We start from the raw sequence: 20,671 nt of genomic DNA on the forward strand, positions 1-20,671 counted from the left end.
CTCTTTCTGTTGGTCGCTATTTTATTCTGATTGAGTTTATGAAGCTGACTATCCCGGTCGAGGCAGCGGCATTGAATAAAAGACTTCGGTTATATGCTGCAAAAGCCCTTTTATTGGACAGCTGCGGGGCAAGTGAAGTTTGATTCGGTCTTTATACTCAACCACTTTAACCGCGACCTTACAAAGTTTTGTGATCACGGTTGATGGCTGTGCCTTTTCCAGCTCCGTACCTTTCAGTGCCTTGGTTCTCAGCTCATAGTGAAGAACATAAGCAGCGCAGGCGTAAAACATTCTCAGGTGATTTGCCAGAAAGCCTTGATCTGACAAGCGATCACCGGACAAATCACTTTTCAGATGCTTAATGAAGTTCTCATCCTGCCCTCTGGGACAATAAAGGTCTTCATATATTTCCTCGGGGGAAGCCTCCATCATCGAAGTCACAATAAAGCGGGGATTGTCGCCTTTCTGGTTGACCTCTGCCTTATAGATTATCCGGGTGTCCAGCCCTTTCCAGCTTTTTGCCTGATAGTCCGTTTCTCCGTAGAGCCTGAGTCGCTCAGGCTCTGGCATGTTGTTCAGTTTTGCCAGCCCGGTTTTAACGTCGAGAGCTTTCCGCGCTTCATCCAGCAACTCTTTGGCTTTAGGTCGCAAGGCCGTCTTGTGTCCTGCGCCTTTTCCCAGCACGTAGTCGGAGTGAGGGTCATCCTGAACAACCTGCATTAACTCTGGTTGGGCAAAGTGGCTATCCCCACGAACCAGTAAATGGGTTTTCGGCCATCTTGTACGGATCAGCTTAATGAGGCGCTGGAGAATAGCTGCATTCTCTCGGCCTGTGGGTGTTTTTCCAGGACGCAGGATCGAAGTGATCAGCTTGCCGCTGAGCCCCTCAAAGATCATTAAGGGCAAGTAACAGTAGTCTTGATATTTGGCGTTGAACAGGTTCATCTGCTGGCCGCCATGGGTGATAGCAGGCGTATGATCCAGGTCGATAATGATGGCTAATGGCGGGTATTCATAACTGCTGATGAAGTGATCAGCCAGTGCTTTGGTCATATTATAAATATCCCGTTTGGTCATGGACTGACCAAGCCTTGTATACGTTGGAGCGGAAGCCAGATGGTTATCATCGTCCAGTGGGTTTCTTCCATTGGCAAGCTTAAAGATTGGGTCTTTACGCAGATGGTTGCTGTCGTTTGCATCTTCATAACCACAGGCCATTTGCAAAACTCTTTGGGCAATGAGTTCTTGCAGGGTGTGGTCGATGTAGGATTGATGACGTTTATCGTCAATGCCGTCAGTCAGCCTGGATATGATACCGCTGTGAAGCATTGTTTCACGTAGCATCAGGGCGCCAAAATCAGAGGATAATTCTCCGCCATTGAAGTCTGCCCGGATAGTTTTTCCGTTGGAGGGGTGAAAACGAAGCTGTTCTTGTGTAAATTTGTTCATGGCAAGTTCCGGTTTGCTTCTTCCGAAGCATTTTTTTGGTCGACCCAATTATATCAAGTGATTGGGCGGAACTTGCCTCTTTTTATGAAATATCCGGGCTAAGGCAATTTTTAATATTTTTGAAACCTCTTCTTCAATCTGAAAAAGAGTTGCTGAGTTATTTTGTGATAGCAAAACTTGTTTAAAAGCTTTCAAAAACTCTACCAAGTATTTTCTTTCAGTGCTTATAATGAAGTTACCCCGGTACATCCAAACAAGATTCGTAACTGCTCATATTCCATTGGCAAGAACCGTTTCCTGATAGCCTGATGCCTTCAGGATGAGATGCCCCAGCTGCGGAATCAGATTGGTTCCAGTCAGCCTGTCCCTGAGATAGTTGGCAAAGGACACCCCGTGTTGTTTACAGGTCTTTTTCAAACTGGCAAAGGTGTCGCGGCATTTCCTCCCAAGTTTACTCCGGGTACCACCGCTAACCTTTCGCCGTTTCACATACTCTCTGATCTGCCTCTCGCTCAGGTTGTTGTGCAGTGGCAGCCACGGATACTCAAGAACCAATAACAGCTCTTCCCTGACAACCATCAGTTTGCCCAACTCAGCCTGCAAGGCAGGGTAGTCAACCCGCTGTGTTACCCAACGATCAAACTCCTGGTAGAGCTTCTGTTTCTCCTTGTCCGTTGGTTTTTTCTGGTAGGCCTCAATGTCGTCGTAGAGGCACCAGTACTGATCCTGCACGGTGTCACGGGCGGCTCGTTCCAGGTCATTGGCCGGTATCAGCTTGTCCATGTTTCTTCCCGCATGGTACCAACACAGCGAATGCTGAAAGGCTGTATCAAACTGCCGGGCTCCATCGCTATGGATAATCAGGTTCTCAAGGCGATGATTGAGCATCAATGCGGCCTTTAAAACACCCTCTGTCGCCCAGCGCCTTTGTTGCGGGGCAGCACAACCAATGCTGTTAAGGAAGCTCTCCCACTCTTCTTCTGTTGAGAAACGCTTCTCGCCGCATTCGGATAGCGCAGTGATCCACTTCTTCGACACATCAACCTGATTCTCCATGTAGTCAATGGCAACGTCGTTGAGAAGATAAAGCCGCTGCTGCCCTTGCAGACAGCCCAGGAAATTAATCCTGCTCTTACTGTCGCTGCTATGGAAGTAGGAAAAATAAGGGTTGCCGATAAACAGGCAGTAGCCGTTTTTTCCTTGGTGGCGAGCACCTGTGTCGTCGGCCTGGAGATAATCAGAGCAAGTCAGCCCTGCTTCCAGCAATTCTTCTTTTTCCTGGTGGAAAATATCATGGCCTTTCGTCAGGATGTTGCTCAGGGAACCTTCTGATATTGAGCATCCATGGTCGTGCAGCCAAGATAGCAGTAGTGGCTGTGTCGTACTGCATGAATGATAAAAATCCAGCAGATGGGCTTTCAGGTTGTCGCCAAAACGGTCTTTCACATGATCAGGTAGCGGGGCTGACACCCCGCCTTCCGGAGTTGTGTAATACTCACGCCTGTAGCGAGTAGTGACAAAACGCAAGTCCAGCTCAGTATGGAAAAAGTCGATATAGCACTTGAAGCGCCAGTTCTCACCGGGAGCAGCGATTGAACAGATTTCCTCTCGGTCAACAGTCATTGGTGGTGCAGCGGTTTCACCGGCTTCTTGTGATCGTGGTCGTTTACTTTTCGGCGGACGATCAGTGTCACTTTTCCCGGCAGCCTGATCAGTGTCTTCCGCAGAAGAGCTGTCTTCCTGATCATCGCCCTTGTCCGAGACATTAGGCCTGATTTTAGGCTTGCCCTTGTGCTTCTTCAGGTGGCGAATTTCTGCTCGAAGCTGTTCGTTCTCTTCGACCAGCTGTTCGATCTGAACGCGCTGCCTTTCAATTTGCACAGATTGCTTCTCGACCGTGTCGAGAAGGTTTTTGACGAATGAACGCAACTGTTCATTGTCTGTACTGGAGAATAGTGAGTCAGGCAGGTGCATACGGTGAAATATACGAAAGATCAGGATAACTTTCTTTGACCTGTAGAGGTTGATTTGCCAGTCAATTTTGAGCAGTTACCCTTCCAGTATATTGAGAGGTGAAATCCTTGAGCAACTGAAACAACAGAGGAAGCTGGCACTGAGACTGGGTAGTACAAAACATGACAAATCCAATGGATGGCGATTAACTTCCTTTGCAACGAAAGCCCTTATTAAAGGGGAGAAGCATTTTTCTGAGATGACCAACAAAGATTTCAACTTTGAAGTTCGCCAAAAAGGAGTTGATATCAAGCTTGGGATTGATATTGCCTCACTCTCTTATGAAAAGCTGGTCGATAAAATCATTTTGATCGCAGGTGACAGTGACTTTGTTCCGGCTGCAAAAATGGCAAGAAAGCACGGGATTGATTTTATTCTTGACCCTCTCCGAAATAATATTGACACGAGTTTGAACGAGCATATTGATGGTTTAGTATCTCATGATCTGGTCTCAATCATTAGAGATGTGACAAACTTACAACCTGATGAAAAACCCAAGTGGTGGAGTTCAGAAAACTCAAAGGAAACTGGTGACAAAAGCCTTAAATCTAGAAAAACAGACCGAGCATAGCCCTCTTCTTTTTTTACTCTGCTACCAGAGCAAAGCCCTGCCTTGAATGGCAGGGCATATTAAGCGACATTAGCCGTTAAGAAGTAGCCTGCTCATCAGCCAGACGCTTGAACAGCGGCTTGATCACATCAAAGAAGTATGTGTGAATCAACGCCTGTCCTGTGTGCCTACGGTAATCACCGAAGATAGCGATAACGTTGCCGGTTTTATGATCCCAGGCAGATACCTGCCCGTTTGTGCCAAGCATCATAGAGAAATCAACGCCGGTTTCCGGATCAGTCAGTGTACGGAACTGGTTTTTGTACCAGGCACCTGTAGGAACCGCCAGACCTTCATAGGAAATCTGAGCCCAGGCCTTTTTAACCACCGGATCGCCTTTTTCGACTTCTTTTACAAAAGATTCAGGAACAACCTGCTCACCTTTCCAGTTCTTGCCACCATTAGCCATGATAAAAGAACCGATAGCAAAGTCACGGGTCGTCGTATTGAAAGAGCCGGAACCGATGGAATCCTTATCCTGGTTAACGTACAAGGCACCGTAGTTGTTGAAGCCACCTTTAGACCACAGGTACTCGTCGTATACTTCAGCCAGCGGCTTGCCGGTTGTACGAACCAGTGCCATAGCCACCATTTCTGTGTTCAGGCAGCGGTACTGGTACTTCTCTCCAGCTTCCCACTCAGGGTCATGGTTTTTGGCGTAGAGTTCCAGATATTCACTCAGGCGGGTAATGCCTTTGGCATTCTCTGCCTGCACAGGTGGAACCAGCTTGCCATCTTTTTCTACCAGGCCAGCATAACCAGCCACTGTCGACATGGAGCTGTCGGTTACGTTGCCATCTGGCATTTCCCAGTTATGCCAGCCTTCGCGGGACATATCCATAGTGTTGGAGCCGGAGGTCATGTCCAGATAGTGGCGCATTTTGATCTTGCCCCACGGCGTGCCTTTCAGCTCTTTGATGTAGGTTTCAGCAATCTCGTCCGCACTCACCAGGCCAGTCGCCTCTACCGCCGCCCAGGCCATGGAGGTAAAGGATTTATTAGCGGAGTGCAGCTGGTGCTTGGTGTCTACTTTGGAGTTGTTCCAGTAGTCCTCAGCAATAATCTCGCCTTTTTTGTTCATGATCACGTAGGAGCTGATTTCAGCACGGTCACGCATCAGGTTATACATACTGATGGTGTTACCAGGTACGACATCAGGTACGGTGATTTTGCTGACATCCAACTGTTTGGCTGCCTTTTTCATGGGCATTTTTTCAGCAGGGGCAGGAATCTCAGCCCAGTAATGAATCTTGTGGCTGTCGATCATGGCGTAACGGGCAAACTTTGAATACTCCCAGTCAACGATGCCAGTTCCGTATACGTTAAGGTTCTTTTCCATCTGCTGATCGGGTTCATGGTAGGTCACATGAGCCTGAGTACCTGTGGCGAACAAAGCGGCTGCCGTAGCAATTGCCAGGATCGATTTTTTCATTTCACTCGCACCGATTGACTGAAGAGGGATTGAGCATTGACAAACTGACTGTCCCTGCTGCTTGTTGATCACTCTATCAAAAGCAGAATCAGCAAGCTTTTTGTCCCTGTTTAGTGAAGCTTTAATAATGCCTAGTAATAACATCATTAAGCATCACTACGCCTCTTCACCGTAGACTTCCAGCCACTGGGGAATCTGCCCAGGATCACCAATGGTTTTAAAAAACTTGATGCACGATTGTGGCGCCCGGCAGCCCAGATTCTCCTGGCACCAGTTATCCAGTTTGTAATGGCTGCGATAACCCTGCTCCCAGGCGATAAAGGCTTTATCCGCATTAGACCAGAACGCCGGGTCCCAGCGGCCTTTTTCTGCCAGCCAGGGGTAAGACGGACGTTCTTCGGTCTGGGAGTAAACCGCTGAACAGATCATTGTTAGATACCTGACCACCAAATCCGGCCCGAACTCCTTCAGGCTTAATGTGTGCAGCTTGCTGATATCGTCGCCTACTAAAAACGCCGCCCGCTCAACCAGAAAGTCCAGTTTTTCATCAAGCATCATCTCATAAATCATCCAGCCCAAACGCTCATCCAGAGCGTCATAAAACTCTTTCTTCTTCTCTTTGGAAAGCTTCTGGTAAGCCTGAAGGTTAGGATGCTTCTTGCTGACATGAGCCTGAAGGCTGGGATAGTCACTCAAGCTGTCAACATTATTTGCCAGAACATTCATTAGCTTTTCTTTGGAAACAATCAGCTCACCCAGCTCAGACAATGCATTTTTGTTCACGGTTCCTGTTACCCCTGTCATTCACAGCACAATATGTTTCGTTGCAACGGTTGCCGGGACAATTGTGCCAAGGTTTATTCTGATTTCAGAAGAGCAGGATAAACTGAGCTTTTACCGCTGTGAATCGACAAAAATCGCAATAGCATGCTTTTAGAGCCGTTCCCGAGCTTATTCTGTTTAATAATTAACATGTATTTATATAGTGATAAATTTTATAATGACCTGACCCTCTGTTTAACGACAAAAATTGTATATATCCAAATCTAACCGAACAGAAGGAACTAATAACGACATAGTCGTCTATAGACACACCTCAGGCAGCTGTATGACCATCGATATACACAACAAGAGTGAAAGGATGTTCTTCATTCTGACTCTTGGTGCTCTCACCATGCTTGGCCCCATGGCCATTGATCTCTATCTTCCGGCTCTGCCCGCTATTGCCGACGATATGGGAGAACCTCTCAGTAAAATCCAGTTTACCCTCAGTGCTTACACCATGGGCTTTGCTTTGGGCCAGTTAATCTACGGACCTTTATCAGACCGTTTTGGCCGTCAGAAAGTGATGCTGCCGGGACTGGTTGGCTACCTCGTTACTAACATACTGGCCGCCCTGTGTACCGATGCCAACCAGTTGATTATCGTACGGGTATTGCAAGCCATGGCAGGGGCGGCGGTCATGGTGACCATTCCGGCCATGGTTCGGGATCTGTTTCCCCGGCAGGAAAGTGCAAAAGCATTGTCGTCTATCTTGATGGTAATGACAGTTGCTCCACTTCTGGCTCCACTGCTGGGCGGACAAATTTTAAGATTTTTCGGCTGGGAAAGCCTGTTCATCTTCCTGGCTGCGCTGGCTTTTCTGGCCATGGGGCTGGCAATTTGGCGAGTGCCTGAAACATTACCAGAAGATCGTCGTTTAAATGTTCCGGCAAAAGAACTGGCTGCCACCTATATCAGTGTCCTCAAAAACCGTAATGCCATGGGCTGCATTCTGTGCCATGGCTTTTTCTTTGGAGGCATGTTTGCCTTTATTACCGGATCGCCTTTTGTCTATATCGAACTGTATGGTATTGATCCGGAAAGCTATGGGTTGCTGTTTGGCCTGAACATCTTTGCCATGGGCATTATGAATATGGTTAATATTCGCCTGATTGGCCGTATGCCGCTATTTAACATTCTCCGAACCGGCAGCATGAGTGCTGCTGTGGCTGCCTTTGCCCTGCTTCTGAATGCTAAAACAGGAAACGCCGGGCTGGCGGGAATTGTCTTACCGATTATGGTTTATGTCGCCTGCTTAGGTTTAACAGGACCAAATTCCAATGCCCTGGCACTGGCTCATTTCCCTCGTTCAGCAGGTACTGCCAATGCCATGGCAGGCGCACTGCGTTTTAGTATTGGCGCTGCAACAGCGGCTTTTGTCGGCCTGCTACATGACGGTACGACCATGCCAATGGCTATGGTTATGGCGGGCTGCGGTATTTTATCGGTGGCGAGCCTGTTGCTCATATCGAACGGTGGTATTCCCGCAACAGAACAGGGATCACGGAAAGAGTCGGCGGCCAGTGAAGAAAAAGTATCTGCCTGACCATTTCAGGTAGGTGCGCCCCGCACCCTATAACGGTTTCCGACTATATTTGACCCTCAACTACCGGCTATATAATCTTGTTTACTTTCTAACTCCACAATCAGTCTGAACATGCTGTTATATAGCCTGGATTTATTTGGTACCGCTGTTTTTGCTATCAGTGGAGCCTGGGTCGCCTGTCGCAAAGACATGGATATTTTTGGAGCCATGGTATTGGCTTTCGTGACCGCCGTGGGCGGCGGCACTATTCGTGACGTCCTGTTGGGTGCGACACCCGTCTTCTGGTTTCAGGACACTCTCTATTTAACCGTTATTTTGGCTTCTACCCTGCTCGCCATTGCACTGCGTAACTGGCATGAAAAGGCTAAGTGGCCACTTCAGGTGGCCGACGCCCTGGGGCTCGCGGTCTTCGTTGTGATTGGTGCGGATAAAGCCCTGACTTATGGTGCAGAGCCTGTTGTTGCAGTGATGATGGGGGTTCTGACCGGCTGTGGCGGTGGCGCTATCCGGGATGTACTGGCGGATGAAATACCGAATGTGCTGCGCAACGAGGTCTATGCCTCTGCCGCTATTGCTGGCGGCGCTCTCTTTGTTTTTCTGGACTCGGTTCTGGGTTTCACACTGGCTGCTGTTATTTCTTCGACTTTAGTCCTGCTTATGCGACTGCTTGCCCTGTATAACAATATTTCCCTGCCACGTTTTCAGTTGCCCAAGATCAACAACTGAACACTTGTAAGACGGCTTTGCAGACGCTCAAGGCCGTCTTTCCAATCACCTTTCAAACTATTTTCTTCTGCGTTTCCTGCCAGACAAACTATAAATCTTTGATGCTTATTCTGTTTCGACCATCGCTTCCCTATGTCAGCATCGTTGTCGAGGTTTACCATGCATCATCTCTGCACCGGCTTATACCGGGCTGCCTCCCTTTTCTGCGTTATGGCTTACTCTGCCCACTCTCTGGCAGCAGGTTACAGCCTCAATGAAAACTCTGCCAGCTACATGGGGACAGGCTTTGCCGGTCGTGCCTCAAACCCCGTCGACGCTTCCATAGCAGCCAATAACCCGGCAGGGATCAGCTTTGTGAAACACAATACCCTCTCTGTGGGTTCTGCGCTGATCTTCAAAGGAGGTGAGTTTGAGGGACAATATAAAAGACCGCCTCTACCCCCCTATGACAATGGGCAAACTCTTCGTGGCAAAAGCACTGACTTTCAAAAAACGACACCGGTTCCTTTTGGACATTTATCAATTCCTTTCAACGATCAAATAACGGCTGGCCTGAGTGCTTACGGCCCCTTTGGTATTGAACTGGACTACAAAGATGGCTGGCCCGGCAAGTACTTCGGTGATGAAACCAGCGTTAAAGTCATCAATTTACAAGGTACGTTGTCGTTTAAGGCAGGGGAAGACTTTGCCATCGGTATCGGACTGATTGGTGCTTATGTCAAAGGCAGGCTGACGCAAACTGCCGGTGTTCCGGATGTTCTGCCCATCGATGCGACGATAGAGGGCGACGATAATACCTTGGGCTGGAACATAGGGGTTATATGGCAGATTAATAAACAAACGAAAATTGGCGCTGTGTATCATTCTCAGCTGGAGTTTACGCTGGATGGTGACATCAAGGTACAGGGCAGGCTGATGGTTCCCGAAAATCCACTGATTGATGCGTCGGTCAATGATAAGGTCGATGCCAAACTCGATATTACTATGCCAGAACGGGCAGCTTTGAGTATTACCCACCAGATTGATTCTCGCTGGACGCTGATGGCAGACGCCACCTGGACCCGCTGGAGTCGTTTTAAACAGTTTTACATCAAAGCCAAAAGTAATGTGAAGATCAGCCAGTCCGGTATTCCCAATCTGCCTCCTGAAATCGCCACTGATCCGTCTTCCTATATTCCCATGAACTGGAAAGACGTATGGGCGTTTTCTGTGGGAACTTCTTACCGGATAGCGCCACAATGGCTGCTGCGTTTGGGTTACATGCGGGATCTGTCACCAGTAGACGACAAAAATCGTACTGTTCGCTCTCCGGATGCCGACCGGAACTGGTTTACCTGTGGAGCCAGCTGGCAGCCGACTGAACAGTTGAGCATTGATGTGGCTTACGCTTATGTAGTGATGGACAAAGGTAGCATTTCAGAAGCAAAATATAACGGCACCCCGCCCCATAACGTGAATGCTGAATACGGCAAAATCACCGGGGAATATAATAACAGTTCGCACATTGTGGCAGCACAGTTGAACTATCGCTTTTAATATCTCAGGCATGAAGCCTGGAGGAGTGATAAATGTCTGGTCGATTTCTCCCTGAACCCGCCGCACGGATGGCCATTCTGACTGTGCTTCTGCTGACAGGTTGCGCTTCTCAACTTGAAAAAGAAAAACAACAGCTTGCACAACAACCTGATCAGCAGGATGTCTGTGAGCAGATTAATTATGTATTCGACAACAGTAGCAATGGCTTCCGGGCCATTCGTTCACAGCCAAACTTCCAGAACAAAATCACCCTGTGGAAATCCACCTATCAGCCACTGGAAACCAACTGTGAAATCTGGCAATGGTCAAATCGCTACAGCTTTGTCTGCAGTAAAGTCCTGCCCAACGCTCAGTCTGCACAGGCCATTTACGATGAAACCAACAGCACCATCCAGCAATGCATCAAGGCTGCCAGTGTTGAGACACGGCATGAACAGCTGCCAGACAACAAAGGTGAAAAAACAGAATACCTGCTGAACGGACAGGTTCGTGGCTCAACTCAACTGGTTAACACCAAAGGTCTGTTTTCGGATGACTGGACCGTGTATGTATTGATTTCATCACCCGACTCAGATTCCGGACGGCAGGCAACCGATAGCACCGAAAAGCAGCCATAATTTTATTACACCTTTCCATTACGTCTGACTACAGGCTAAGAACTGTCCCATTAGTGTCTCAATGCTGTGTCACAATACCATTTAACAGACAGTTGTAGTACATCATTGAACACTGATCTGGGTCATATTAACAATTACGATCAAATATTTTCTCTCCGGAAACACGCTATTTTTCTGGCGCTTTACATAAAGACGACAATGTTTTTTTAGTTCTGGCATGCAGTTTGCGCCCCATAGTCATAAACCGTTTTTCTGAACAACTGCACAAGCAATAGTTTTAACGCAGTTTTCACCAATAAAAATGCAAGTCGAGCTATGGGAGTCAAGCATGACTGAGAATAGAGTGGTTTATCCTTATATTCCGAATACGGCACCGGAGACCAAGGCTGCATTGATGAAGAAAGTCAATGTGACCGACGAAATGGAGTTGTTTAATTCCATTCCGGAGCACCTGCTGCAAAAGGAGATGAATCTCCCTGAGGCGATGCTGGATGAATACACCGTACGCAGGCACACGGAAGAGTTGCTGGCCGGTAACGCCAACCTGTCAACCCATAAGTACTTCCTGGGAGCAGGCTGTGCACCCCATTATGTCCCCGCTGTTGTTGATGAGATCATTGGCCGTGGTGAACTGAGTACGGCCTATGCCGGTTTGATGGCGGACCAGGGTAAGTCCCAGATTCAGTTTGAATACCAGAGCATGATGGCCGAGCTGCTGGATATGGACTGTATTGCGATGCCTCAGTACGACGGCGGCACCTCCGCAGGCCACTCCATCCGTATTGCCTGCCGTATTACCGGTCGTCGCAAGGTTCTGATGCCAAAGAGCATGAACCCCCAGAACAAGGAGATTGTTCACAACTATCTGGGGGGCATTGATCAGCAGTATGCCCAGATTGAATACATCGGTTACGACAGCGAAACCGGCCTGCTGGATCTGGAGGAGCTGAAGCAGAAGCTGGACGACCAGACCGCTGCCGTCTTTATTGAGAATCCTACCTTCCTCGGCATTGTCGAAACTCAGGCTGAAGAAATCGGCCAGCTGGCGAAAACCGCTGGCGCTGAGTTTATTGTTTATGCCGATCCTATCTCTCTGGGTGTTGTAGAAGCACCGGGATCTTACGGCGCTACCATTGCCTGTGGTGACATTCACTCCCTGGGGCTGCATATGCTGGCCGGTTGCGGCGTGGCAGGCTATGTGATGGTCAAGGACAAAAAAGAGTATCTGTACGAACTGAAAGACCAGATGGTAGCGGCTTCCCCGACTTCTGCTGAAGGAGAGATCGGTTTTTCATGGGTGGCTGCGTTTGAGCGGACTTCCTACGCAGTGCGTGAAGAAGCTTCCGAATTTACCGGAACCAACGCTGCACTCTGGACCATGGCTGCAGGCGTCTATCTGGCGCTGATGGGGCCGCAGGGTATGGAAGATGTGGGCGAGAGCATCATGCAAAAGTCCCAGTATGCGGCCCGCAAACTGGCAGAGCTGCCTGGCGTAGAAATCAAACTGTCTGGTCCTTTCTTTAAAGAGTTTGTGGTTGATTTCAGTGGCACTGGCCGCTCTGTGTCTGAGATCAACAAGAGCCTGATGAATCAGAAGATCTTTGGTGGTTACGATCTTTCATCCACCTTCCCTGAGTTGGGGCAGAGCGCCCTGTACTGTGTGACTGAAATTCACACTCAGAAGGATATTGATGAGCTGGTAGAAACAATCAAGGCCGCTATTTAAGATTTTTAAGATTTGGGGAAAGAAGTCATGGAAAAAGTACAATTACGAGAGTTTCATCAGGCTCGCTGGAATGAGCCGGTTATCATGGAAATGGGAACGCCCGGAGAGCGGGGCATTCTGGTTCCACAGGCTGAGGCTGCGGTCAAGTCTGAAGTAGGCGACGGCGTATCAGTACTGGGCAAGGTCAGAAGAAAGAGCAGGCCCGCTCTGCCAGAAGTCAACCAGGCACTGGTGAACCGCCATTACATCCGCCTGTCCCAGGAAAACATGGGCGCTGATAACACGCTGGGTATTTCCCAGGGCACCTGCACCCTGAAGTACAGCCCGAAGGTTCAGGAACACGTGGTCAGCCGTCACCCGGGTCTGGCGGGTGTGCATCCGCTTCAGTCTGAAGAGTCCATGCAGGGCATTCTAAAGATCTACTACGAAACCGAGCAGATTATGAAGGAAATTGGTGGTATGGACCGCATCTCCTTCCTGCCAGCTTCCGGTGGTCATGCGATTTACTCCAATGCGCAGATCATCAGCGCCTACCACAAGGCCAATGGCAACAGCCATAAAAATGAGATCATCACCACCCTGCACTCCCACCCTGTTGATGCCGCAGCCACATCCATCCTGGGTTACCGGGTTATCACCCTGATGCCGGATGAAAAGACCGGCCTGCCCAGCCTGGAAGAGTTCAAGGCGGCCCTGAGTGATAAGACAGCGGGTATCTTTATCACCAACCCGGAAGATACCGGTATCTACAACGACCAGATCGACGAGTTCACTAAGGCTGCCCATGATGTGGGTGCCCTGTGTGCTTATGACCAGGCCAATGCCAACGCCCTGCTGGGTATTGCACGGGCCCGGGAAGCCGGGTTTGACCTGATGCACTTCAACCTGCACAAGACCTTCTCCTCACCTCATGGTGGCGGCGGCCCTGGCTGTGGCGCACTGGGTTGCATTGAGGAACTGGCACCTTACCTGCCCAAGCCTACGGTTGAATTTGATGGCAGCAAGTATCGCGTGGACTACGACCGTGAACAGAGCATCGGTCACATCAAGGCGTTTCTGGGCAACTTCCCTGTTGTGGTCAGGGCGTATATGTGGTGTCGCACCCTGGGTGCGGAAGGTCTGAAACAGGCGGCGGTGATCTCCGTGCTGAACAACCAGTACATGACCGATGAGATTCTGGAAAAAGTGCCGGGCGTTTCTCTGCATTATTCACCAGAAGTGCGTCGTATGGAGCAGACCCGCCTGTCATTCGACAAGCTGTTTGAGAAAACCGGTGGCCTGGGTATCGATGCGGTTAATGCCCGGTTGGTGGACTATGGTCTCTCTGAGCTGTGGCAGTCCCACCACCCTTACACCGTTCCTGAGCCCTTCACACCTGAGCCTTGTGATTCCTACAACAAGGAAGACATTGACTACTACGTGGAAGTGCTGAAAACCGTAGCGAACGAGTGTCTTGAAAATCCGGAAATGGTCGCGCAGGCACCTTATAAAGCCAGCCGTCATGTGCCGAACCATGTGATGGGTGAGTCATTTGAAGTAGTGGCCAGCACCTGGCGTCAGTACGTACGTCGCTTTAAAAAGTAATTATTGTCGTACGACAGTCGACCATAATGGTTTTTAACCATTCTGGTCGGCTTTTCTCAAAATCCTGATCATGCGTAATCGTAGTCCATGAAAAAAGTCGGTGTGATTATAAATCCCGTAGCGGGACTGGGGGGGAGAGTTGGCCTGAAGGGCAGTGACGGAGCAGAGATTCAGCATCAGGCTCTTGAACTGGGGGGGCGCTCAGAGTCTTTTGAGCGGACTTTGCAGGCACTCAGGAAACTCTCGCAGATCAGTGACTCACTGGAACTTTTTACTTATCCCGGAGAGATGGGAGAGGCCGCTGTTCGGGAGGCAGGGCTGAACCCCATAGTGCTGGGGGCTATCCAGACGGGTTATACGACACCGGAAGATACGGTTCACGCCGCGAAAGATATGGCTGTACTTCAGGTAGACCTGATTCTGTTTGCCGGAGGTGATGGTACTGCCCGGAATATTTACAGCGCCATTGGGCAGAGTATTCCGGTGCTGGGAATACCGGCCGGGGTCAAGATGCATTCGGGGGTTTATGCTGTAAACCCGGAAGCGGCAGGTCAGGCCATTGTTCAGTTCCTCACTAACACTTTGCCAGAAACCCGTGAGACCGAAGTCATGGATCTTGATGAGGAGGCTTACCGGCAGGGGCGTGTCAGCGCCAGGTTATACGGCTATATGCAGGTACCTGCCAATCGTAAGTGCATCCAGAATGTCAAAGTCAGAAGTCAGTCAGAATCCGCCACATTAATGGGCATCAGTCAGGATGTAGTGAATAACATGGAGCCGGACCGGATTTATATTATCGGGCCCGGCACCACCACCCGCAGCGTTATGGAACGACTGGGACTCGATAATACGCTAATCGGTGTCGATGTGGTTCGCAATGGTGAGCTGGTGGCCAGCGATGTCAGCGAACGTCGCTTATGGGAGCTGATTAAAGATCAACCAGCGACCGTTATTGTGACAGCAATAGGAGGACAGGGGCATATTTTTGGCCGGGGCAATCAACAACTCAGCCCCCGGATTTTGAAACAGTTAGGACGAGAGAATATTCAGATTGTTGCCACCAAGGACAAACTACTGGCGATTCCCGGGAAAACACTGCTGGTGGATACCGGCGACAGCCAGCTGAATCAGTCCCTGAGTGGTTTTACCAAAGTAGTGACCGGGTTTATGGAATCTACAATGTGCCGGGTCGGTGCTTAAAACAATTTTAAAAAATATAAGGCAGGGTGAAAGTAATGTTTTCGTTAAAAGACAAAGTGGCTGTGATTACCGGTGGCGGCTCTGGCGTTGGCCTGGCGACAGTGAAGCGGTTTTGTAAGGCCGGAGCAAAAGTTATCATCGCCGACATCACTGACCAGCAGGCGCTGGCTGACGAACTGGGTTGCCGTTATGTTCATGTGGATGTTTCCAGTGAGGAGAGCGTCAGGCATCTGTTTGAGGCAACCGAAGAGATTTATGGCAAGGTTGATACCCTGATCAATAACGCTGGCATTATTGTCCCCGGTGAAATGCTGGAAGATGCTCAGATGGATGAGTACCTGAAAGTATTTAACGTGAATTTTGGTGGTGTTCTGTATGGACTGAAGTATGGCCCTGCCCATATGAACGACGGTGGTTCTATTATCAATACAGCTTCCCTGGCCGGTAAAATTGGTTTCCCCGGATACGGTGCCTACTGCTCAGTAAAAGGCAGTGTTATTCAGGTAACCCGTGTTGCTGCCCTGGAACTGGCGGAACGAAACATCCGGGTGAACTGTGTCTGCCCGTCCACCATTGATACGCCGATGGCTCATGCGGAAGGCAACGAGCTTGAACTAATGCTCAAGGATTATGTCTGGCCACTGGGCAGAATGTGCGAGCCTGAAGAGATAGCAGCCATGTATCACTTTATGGCGGCAGACGACTGCACCTATCTTACCGGCACAGCCATTGACATGGATGGCGGCTATAAAGCCGGTACGGGTATGAAGGCTATTGGTAAATTGACGGAGGGGGTGGAGCTTTAAGTTTCAATGTTTTTGGGGGGAATGCTTTGTCCGCTTGCCGCTTGCCGCTGTCCGTAGCCCGTAACCCGTAACCCGTTGATGGTTGAGGGCAGCTAATAGCTCGGTGTGTTTCTGATTGCTCCCCCCTTATGAATGCATAAAAAAATAAATAAAGTGGCTTAAAAAATGAACTCCAGAATAAAAACAAACTTAACGGGCGTTCCGTTAATACTGCTTTCATCAGCTATGGCTGCACCTTCTGTCCATGGGGAAGAGTCCATTGACCCTTCCGATATTACTAACACCTACACCTACCTGTGGAGTGAGGTGGGTAACAGAGACTACAAGTTCAGCGTTGGGCTGGCTTCTGACATCGCCTCCAAATACAACATTCTGGGGCTGGTAGAGCATACCCGGACCTGGGATCAGGGGTCTGAGGTTAACAATACGTCACGGGTACGTTTTTATGGTGTCCGTAATCTGGAAGGTGACCTGTTGCGGGGTATTGGGACCTCGGTGGATTACATCAAGGGCCATGACAGCAAGATGGACATTACCGCGCTAGGCGTGATTGGCAAGCTTAACTCATTCTCCGAGAACTTGTCCTTTGCACCTAATGTTGGCTATGTCAGCGTTGAGCACAAAATGGGGGGTGTTAAAAAAGAGAAAAGCGAAGGCTACCAGGCTTATGTTCTGGCGTCAGTTGTGCTGGGTGAAGATGGCCGGTATCTCAGTTTTCAACCTGAGTATATTGACACCAAAAATATTGATGCCGACAAGCTTGAGGTGATCTACAACCAGCCTGTCAGTTCAGACCAGAAGTGGTGGATAAACGTCACTGGTTTTTATCAGAAGACAAAGATTGATTATGCCGGGTTTAAAAAATCTGATACCGAAGAGCATATCAAGCTAGGGGTGACTTACTACTTATAGATTGTGGTCATTGTACCGTGTGATTCTATTGAATACTTGTATTCCTTAGCCATTCGAAAGGCAGGGGATCATCTAAGCCCCTGCTTCGAGAGAGGTCAGGAAAGTAGATTGTAGGCTTTCATTTTCCGGTAAAGCGTGCTTCTCGACACTTCCATCGCTTTAGCGGTTCGGCTGACATTACCATTGTGCTTACTTAATACGGTTTGTATGACCACTTTTTCAGTGTTGCAAGTGTTTGCCAGACGAGTTTTCCTGATATCGTTGAGTGTTGATTTTGTGGATTTAGCCTGTGGGGCGTTGTTATATGGGGTGTTATCGAGATGGTTATTCAGGTGGCTATCCAGGTAGCTATCCAGGTAGCTATCCGGGCTGTGCAGGTTAAAGTGCTTCCTGATATTGTCTGGTAAATGGTTCACCGTGATGCTTTCATCGCTGGCGATATAATAAAGTCGTTCAACGGTGTTTTGCAGTTCCCGGACGTTGCCGGGCCAGGGGTAGTCGCACAGGCAGCCGATAACCTCCGGGGAGCAGGGTTTGACCGGCAGGCCGACAGTGCTGGTGATTTTCTCCATAAAGTGATCAAAGAGCAGTGTGACATCGCTACCTCTTTCCCTTAGAGGGGGAATATCAATGGACATAACATTCAGCCGGTAATACAGATCCTGCCTGAAGTTTTTATTTGGCTCTTTTACAGGTTGGCTGATCATTTTACAGCCTCCTGCCTGATTTTAAGATAGAGGTAATCAAGATCATTGTAGCCACAAGCTTTGTAGATAATCCGTTTGATGACTCCATTGAAAGCTTCAATCTTCGCGCTGGTTATACGATGATGGCAGTACGACAGCAAGCCCTCTCTTGCCCTGTCCAAGCCCTTAGCAAACCTCTTAAGTTCTGCAATTCCGGTTTCTTTTGCTAACTCTATCCATCTATCCAGAAACTTGCCGGCACACGCTTTGTACGTGTACGTCCATAGCTGTTTGAGCATGTCTTTCAGGATGTAAGCCTGATTGAGATCCTCGTTCATGCTCAAGAGCTCTTTCAGACTGCTTTCTCGCTTTGGAGTCAGGTTCTCAGGGTTCATGAACAGGTTGAACCGCTGACCCTTGATAAAGGGCTTGTTCTCTTCTTCAGCCTGACGCCACTCCCTGCGCCTTATCTGATCTATCACATCATTATAATTGGCAATAATGTGAAACTTGTCGTATACAATATCCGCATTGGGCAAGTGCTCTTTCACCGAAGCCTGATAGCTGCCACCACGGTCTATGCCAACACACTCGATGCTCGCTTTTTGCTCTTCAGTCAGGCTGCTCAAGAACTCATCCAGAGTCTCTTTTCGCTTGCCTTCACCAAGGAAGAGGGTTTCTCCTGAGTCGGCGTTAAGAACAACGGTAAGATACTGATGGCCTTTGCCAATGGATTTTTCGTCAATGAGCAGAGCGCGAATACCGTCACGCTTTGGAGCTGAAAGCATTCTCAGCAGCATCTCTTTATCCCAACGACGGGCAGTACCACCGGATATAGCAATGAATTCAGGCACCTTGTCGCAGGGCATATAGCGACATAAATGGCTGACGTGTCGTTTAAGGCGATCGGTTGCCTGAGCCTTGGGAGTTAAACCAGGAATAGTAACGGTTTCAATATTGTTGCAGTGTGAGCAGCGGCCCTGAAAAGCTGTGAAGAGAAGATTTACCTGTAGAACTCCCAGTGGTAAATCCTGGACACACCGATCTTTTGTCTTCATTTGTCCCATAGGGGTTTCACATTGACTGCATTTCTCGTGCTGAATTCGGCCATCCCTGCGGAGATAGACAAAAGCTTGTTTGACTTCCCAATCAATATCAATCTGCTCGATTACCCAGCCGGGAAATGCGAACATAGGACGTAGTGAGGGTGTTGTACACATGTCTGATCCTTCAGAAATTTTGATCTGTTCAAATCAATCTTTCCTGAAAGGCTATTTCTGTTGCAACCCCTCATTTTCCATCAGCCAACCTGTAAAAGCCCCTTTTATTTTGGATTTCGGTGAGCAGGTCTTTATGGGTAGCGCATATTACCCTGACATCCACCGGGATCAATTTGTTATCACCAACGCGCATGATCTGGCTTTCCTGAATAACCCGCAGTAAGGCAACCTGCTGCTCTAACGGCATGTCGCCTATTTCATCCAGAAACAGCGTGCCTCCCGAAGCCTGTTCAAACTTACCGGTCTGTCCGCCTTTTCTGGCACCGGTGAATGCCCCTTCGACATAGCCAAACAATTCACTACCGATCAGGTCTTTGGGAATGGCGCCGCAATTAATCGCAACAAATGGCCCATTTTTCCGGTTGCTAACGTTATGGATGGATTGCGCAAACAGTTCTTTACCCGTGCCGCTTTCACCGGTAATTAGAATATTGCTGTTATTGTTTGCAAATAATCTGGCGTATTTAATCGCCTGCTGCATTTTTTTATTCTTGGTAATGATGGTGTCGAAGGTGTATTGGGTTGTAGCCTCTGTTGAGTGGTTGGCAACAGAGTTTATGGTTACCAGTGGTTGCAGGATGATGAGGGCTTTTTTTGGGGCATCAGAAGTCTGTTCCAGCAGCGTGCCACCCAGTAAATATCGGACATTTGACTTCTTTCGGGGCAGCGTAATCTCAATATTTTTACACTCAATACCGGTCTGAAGCAGTTGTTGCACTGGTCCAGAGCTGGAAAACAAAGTGTTGTTCAGTACTTTTTTCAACTGTTGCACTGACAGGCTTAACTGTTTTTCCAGCATGCTGCTCAGGGCTTCGATATTACCTGACTCATCGATGGTAAAAACGGTCTCATTAATACGAGTCAGAATATTCTCGATGCTGGATTTTTCCCGGGTGATGTCCCGGCCAACAGCCTGAAATTCTGAAGGGTTTCCGTATTTATCCACTATCAGGTGGCCTGTCCACTCAATCCATGCAGTCTTTCCCAGACTGTTGATAAACCTCAGAGTTATACTTTTTTTGCTGTGGCTGTCCGGGCTGTTTAAAACATGGCTATGAATGTAATGAATGAGTTTGTCCCGGTCCTCCGGGTGAACAAACGCCATCTCATTTTTGCCCAGAAGTTCACTGGCCGTTTTTCCTGTAAATTCGCAGTAAGCTTTGTTGACGTACAGCAACTTCATATCAAGGGATTGTCGTGTGACCAGCTCCGACATGTCGTCTAAAGCGATAGGTGAGAGCTGTTTTTTTGAAGCATTCTGGCACTTTTTATGACTGTCCAGTGAGTTCATCTGGATGATCACCCCCCTTAATATTCTATGTCGTTATAACCTGCGATTATACATGAGCTGCTGTTCAATAATTTGATCTGAGCTAATGAGCCTGCATCATCCATCTTAGGGAAGCAGCACTGTAGAATATACCAGTGCTCCGTCATTCCCTCGAAACGCGAAAGAGGCTGTCGCAAAAGGTGAAAAAATGCGAAATAAACTCTGAACCGTCATCCCCGCCTTCGATGGGGTGTTTTTCTCTGCTACTTCCCTAATAAACGGCTTCTTCACTTTGAGTAGATTTTCAATAGCTGACTGGGTCTTTATGAGCTTTGTGTTAATGATGACTTTCATCCCGTAATAATGAACGAAAGCCCCAATAGCAGCAGGCTCATTTCATATTGGAAGAGACTCAATATTGCTATAAGTCGTTAGCTTGACTAGTATTACAGCAGA

Annotated in this window: 17 protein-coding genes; 10 read left to right on the forward strand and 7 right to left on the reverse strand. The window is 48.6% G+C overall.

The window, feature by feature from the left end:
- Window positions 1-48: 48 nt before the first annotated feature.
- Window positions 49-1,449 carry an IS1380 family transposase gene (locus tag NX722_RS20995; protein WP_262563762.1) on the reverse strand — a complete coding sequence of 467 codons (1,401 nt, stop codon included), beginning with the start codon at window positions 1,447-1,449 and terminating at the stop codon, window positions 49-51.
- 270 nt (window positions 1,450-1,719) lie between these two features.
- A complete protein-coding gene (locus NX722_RS21000; RefSeq protein ID WP_262563696.1) occupies window positions 1,720-3,423 on the reverse strand; it encodes an IS66 family transposase in 1,704 nt (567 codons plus the stop codon).
- Between the two features lie 91 nt (window positions 3,424-3,514).
- On the opposite strand from NX722_RS21000, the gene NX722_RS21005 reads away from it, so the two are divergent.
- Window positions 3,515-4,033 (forward strand): NYN domain-containing protein, encoded by a 519-nt coding sequence (locus tag NX722_RS21005; protein ID WP_262564819.1) that lies wholly within the window; start codon window positions 3,515-3,517, stop codon window positions 4,031-4,033.
- Between the two features lie 76 nt (window positions 4,034-4,109).
- Here the strand turns inward: NX722_RS21005 and NX722_RS21010 are convergent, their stop codons facing one another.
- Both NX722_RS21010 and NX722_RS21015 read right to left on the reverse strand, forming a co-directional pair.
- Window positions 4,110-5,504, reverse strand: coding sequence for a serine hydrolase (locus tag NX722_RS21010; protein ID WP_262564820.1), 1,395 nt, complete (start codon window positions 5,502-5,504; stop codon window positions 4,110-4,112).
- A gap of 156 nt (window positions 5,505-5,660) precedes the next feature.
- A complete protein-coding gene (locus tag NX722_RS21015; protein ID WP_262564821.1) occupies window positions 5,661-6,308 on the reverse strand; it encodes a hypothetical protein in 648 nt (215 codons plus the stop codon).
- A 304-nt stretch (window positions 6,309-6,612) separates the two neighbouring features.
- Between NX722_RS21015 and NX722_RS21020 the strand changes: the two genes are divergently transcribed.
- The 9 genes from NX722_RS21020 (at window position 6,613) to NX722_RS21060 (ending at window position 16,979) form a co-directional block, all read left to right on the forward strand.
- A complete protein-coding gene (locus NX722_RS21020; RefSeq protein ID WP_262564822.1) occupies window positions 6,613-7,872 on the forward strand; it encodes a Bcr/CflA family multidrug efflux MFS transporter in 1,260 nt (419 codons plus the stop codon).
- 111 nt (window positions 7,873-7,983) lie between these two features.
- Window positions 7,984-8,598 carry a trimeric intracellular cation channel family protein gene (locus NX722_RS21025; protein ID WP_262564824.1) on the forward strand — a complete coding sequence of 205 codons (615 nt, stop codon included), beginning with the start codon at window positions 7,984-7,986 and terminating at the stop codon, window positions 8,596-8,598.
- 159 nt (window positions 8,599-8,757) lie between these two features.
- Entirely contained in the window at window positions 8,758-10,134 is a 1,377-nt protein-coding gene (locus tag NX722_RS21030; protein WP_262564826.1) for an OmpP1/FadL family transporter, read from the forward strand.
- Window positions 10,135-10,166: 32 nt separating this feature from the next.
- Complete coding sequence (locus tag NX722_RS21035; protein WP_262564827.1) at window positions 10,167-10,751, forward strand: hypothetical protein; 585 nt, start codon at window positions 10,167-10,169, stop codon at window positions 10,749-10,751.
- Window positions 10,752-11,079: 328 nt separating this feature from the next.
- Window positions 11,080-12,477 (forward strand): aminomethyl-transferring glycine dehydrogenase subunit GcvPA, encoded by a 1,398-nt coding sequence (gene gcvPA / locus NX722_RS21040; protein ID WP_262564829.1) that lies wholly within the window; start codon window positions 11,080-11,082, stop codon window positions 12,475-12,477.
- 27 nt (window positions 12,478-12,504) lie between these two features.
- Window positions 12,505-14,061 carry an aminomethyl-transferring glycine dehydrogenase subunit GcvPB gene (gcvPB, locus tag NX722_RS21045; protein ID WP_262564830.1) on the forward strand — a complete coding sequence of 519 codons (1,557 nt, stop codon included), beginning with the start codon at window positions 12,505-12,507 and terminating at the stop codon, window positions 14,059-14,061.
- Window positions 14,062-14,148: 87 nt separating this feature from the next.
- Window positions 14,149-15,261 (forward strand): ATP-NAD kinase family protein, encoded by a 1,113-nt coding sequence (locus tag NX722_RS21050; protein ID WP_262564831.1) that lies wholly within the window; start codon window positions 14,149-14,151, stop codon window positions 15,259-15,261.
- Window positions 15,262-15,296: 35 nt separating this feature from the next.
- The gene (locus NX722_RS21055) at window positions 15,297-16,067 is read left to right on the forward strand and encodes an SDR family NAD(P)-dependent oxidoreductase (RefSeq protein WP_262564833.1); all 771 of its coding nucleotides are present in this window, start codon (window positions 15,297-15,299) and stop codon (window positions 16,065-16,067) included.
- A 165-nt stretch (window positions 16,068-16,232) separates the two neighbouring features.
- Window positions 16,233-16,979, forward strand: a complete 747-nt coding sequence (locus NX722_RS21060; protein ID WP_262564835.1) for a hypothetical protein — start codon at window positions 16,233-16,235, stop codon at window positions 16,977-16,979.
- A gap of 95 nt (window positions 16,980-17,074) precedes the next feature.
- Here NX722_RS21060 and NX722_RS21065 read toward each other — a convergent pair whose 3' ends face one another.
- The 3 genes from NX722_RS21065 to NX722_RS28705 all read right to left on the reverse strand — a co-directional run bounded on the left by NX722_RS21065 (window position 17,075) and on the right by NX722_RS28705 (window position 20,236).
- Window positions 17,075-17,686 carry an AAA-type ATPase lid domain-containing protein gene (locus NX722_RS21065; protein ID WP_262564837.1) on the reverse strand — a complete coding sequence of 204 codons (612 nt, stop codon included), beginning with the start codon at window positions 17,684-17,686 and terminating at the stop codon, window positions 17,075-17,077.
- On the reverse strand, window positions 17,683-18,885 hold the full coding sequence (locus NX722_RS21070; protein WP_262563783.1) for an ISL3 family transposase: 1,203 nt from the start codon (window positions 18,883-18,885) through the stop codon (window positions 17,683-17,685). The genes NX722_RS21065 and NX722_RS21070 overlap by 4 nt, the downstream gene beginning before the upstream one ends.
- A gap of 70 nt (window positions 18,886-18,955) precedes the next feature.
- Entirely contained in the window at window positions 18,956-20,236 is a 1,281-nt protein-coding gene (locus tag NX722_RS28705) for a sigma 54-interacting transcriptional regulator (RefSeq protein ID WP_322740945.1), read from the reverse strand.
- Between the last annotated feature and the right edge of the window lie 435 nt (window positions 20,237-20,671).

Origin of the sequence: Endozoicomonas gorgoniicola (genome assembly GCF_025562715.2) — a bacterium.
In the GTDB taxonomy this organism is placed as follows: domain Bacteria; phylum Pseudomonadota; class Gammaproteobacteria; order Pseudomonadales; family Endozoicomonadaceae; genus Endozoicomonas_A; species Endozoicomonas_A gorgoniicola.